The organism is Cryobacterium breve (genome assembly GCF_004402375.1).
In the GTDB taxonomy this organism is placed as follows: domain Bacteria; phylum Actinomycetota; class Actinomycetes; order Actinomycetales; family Microbacteriaceae; genus Cryobacterium; species Cryobacterium breve.
Genome location: NZ_SOGJ01000016.1, coordinates 1 through 2,479, shown reverse-complemented (window position 1 = coordinate 2,479; position 2,479 = coordinate 1). Strand labels below are relative to the sequence as shown.

Annotated in this window: 2 rRNA genes; both read left to right on the top strand. The window is 53.4% G+C overall.

Annotation, left to right across the window (positions count from 1 at the left end):
* Positions 1-317 precede the first annotated feature (317 nt).
* Positions 318-1,839 (top strand): 16S ribosomal RNA (locus E3O65_RS06895).
* A 459-nt stretch (positions 1,840-2,298) separates the two neighbouring features.
* Positions 2,299-2,479, top strand: a 23S ribosomal RNA gene (locus E3O65_RS06890); the annotation flags it as partial.

The window sequence follows — 2,479 nt, the reverse complement described above, 5'->3', positions numbered from 1 at the left end:
TTGATTTGACAGGGACTTGTCGGGCGGGTAAGTTTTACGAGTTGCCCCGAAGCGACAGCCTATGGTAGGGCTTGAAGTCGGGTGCGTCCGATCCTTGAGAACTCAACAGCGTGCACAATGTCAAATGCCAAAAACCTCGGTCGTAGGGCTCCTTTCTAGGGGGTGCTGCGGCGGAGATTCCTTTGGAAAACATTTTAACAACAAAGCAAGTCAGTAATGATTTGTTCTGTCAGTTTCAAACTTGTGTCTGGTCTGCCTATTCCGGTGGTCAGTCACACTAGATGTGCCGTTGCCTTCGGGTTTCGTGCAGTCAAACATTTACGGAGAGTTTGATCCTGGCTCAGGACGAACGCTGGCGGCGTGCTTAACACATGCAAGTCGAACGATGATGAGGAGCTTGCTTCTCTGATTAGTGGCGAACGGGTGAGTAACACGTGAGCAATCTGCCCTTGACTCTGGGATAAGCGTTGGAAACGACGTCTAATACCGGATACGACCTTTGGAGGCATCTCTGGGGGTGGAAAGAATTTTGGTCAAGGATGAGCTCGCGGCCTATCAGCTAGTTGGTGAGGTAATGGCTCACCAAGGCGACGACGGGTAGCCGGCCTGAGAGGGTGACCGGCCACACTGGGACTGAGACACGGCCCAGACTCCTACGGGAGGCAGCAGTGGGGAATATTGCACAATGGGCGAAAGCCTGATGCAGCAACGCCGCGTGAGGGACGACGGCCTTCGGGTTGTAAACCTCTTTTAGTAGGGAAGAAGCGTAAAAGTGACGGTACCTGCAGAAAAAGCACCGGCTAACTACGTGCCAGCAGCCGCGGTAATACGTAGGGTGCAAGCGTTGTCCGGAATTATTGGGCGTAAAGAGCTCGTAGGCGGTTTGTCGCGTCTGCTGTGAAAACCCGAGGCTCAACCTCGGGCCTGCAGTGGGTACGGGCAGACTAGAGTGCGGTAGGGGAGATTGGAATTCCTGGTGTAGCGGTGGAATGCGCAGATATCAGGAGGAACACCAATGGCGAAGGCAGATCTCTGGGCCGTAACTGACGCTGAGGAGCGAAAGCATGGGGAGCGAACAGGATTAGATACCCTGGTAGTCCATGCCGTAAACGTTGGGAACTAGATGTGGGGACCATTCCACGGTCTCCGTGTCGCAGCTAACGCATTAAGTTCCCCGCCTGGGGAGTACGGCCGCAAGGCTAAAACTCAAAGGAATTGACGGGGGCCCGCACAAGCGGCGGAGCATGCGGATTAATTCGATGCAACGCGAAGAACCTTACCAAGGCTTGACATATAGAGGAAACGTCTGGAAACAGTCGCCCCGCAAGGTCTCTATACAGGTGGTGCATGGTTGTCGTCAGCTCGTGTCGTGAGATGTTGGGTTAAGTCCCGCAACGAGCGCAACCCTCGTCCTATGTTGCCAGCACGTAATGGTGGGAACTCATGGGATACTGCCGGGGTCAACTCGGAGGAAGGTGGGGATGACGTCAAATCATCATGCCCCTTATGTCTTGGGCTTCACGCATGCTACAATGGCCGGTACAAAGGGCTGCAATACCGCAAGGTGGAGCGAATCCCAAAAAGCCGGTCTCAGTTCGGATTGAGGTCTGCAACTCGACCTCATGAAGTCGGAGTCGCTAGTAATCGCAGATCAGCAACGCTGCGGTGAATACGTTCCCGGGCCTTGTACACACCGCCCGTCAAGTCATGAAAGTCGGTAACACCCGAAGCCAGTGGCCTAACCCGCAAGGGGAGGAGCTGTCGAAGGTGGGATCGGTGATTAGGACTAAGTCGTAACAAGGTAGCCGTACCGGAAGGTGCGGCTGGATCACCTCCTTTCTAAGGAGCACAGCAGTGCCGTCTGTATACAGCGGAGTTACACTGCCAAGCCATTACGGGAACATCTGTTTCCCGGTGGCGCTCATGGGTGGAACGTTGACATTGATGCGGAGAGGACACTGGTGAACCCGGTACGCTTTGGGGCTGTTTACAGCACTGGAGTTGGAATGGTTTGTCGGTGAACGAAACGTATATGCACGCTGTTGGGTCCTGAGGGACCGGAACGACTTGGGCTTCGGCCTGGTTGGACTGTTCCTCTGGACCTTTTCCTGTTTCCATCATTCGGTGGCAGGTGGGGGTACCGCCCGTACTTTGAGAACTACACAGTGGACGCGAGCATCTTAAATTTGACTCTCGTAAGAGAGCAAATTACAAAGATCTAAGCAATTAGATCATTGGTCAATTTCGATCGTGAGACTTTTGAGTCTTACGATTCTTAATCGATTCAAACTCATGTGATTTCAAATTTCTAAGAGCAAACGGTGAATGCCTTGGCATGTAGAGCCGAAGAAGGACGTAGTAATCTGCGATAAGCCTCGGGGAGTTGATAAACGAACTGTGATCCGAGGATTTCCGAATGGGGAAACCCCGCCAGGCCCTTTGGGTGACCTGGTGACTCCCGCCTGAATATATAGGGCGG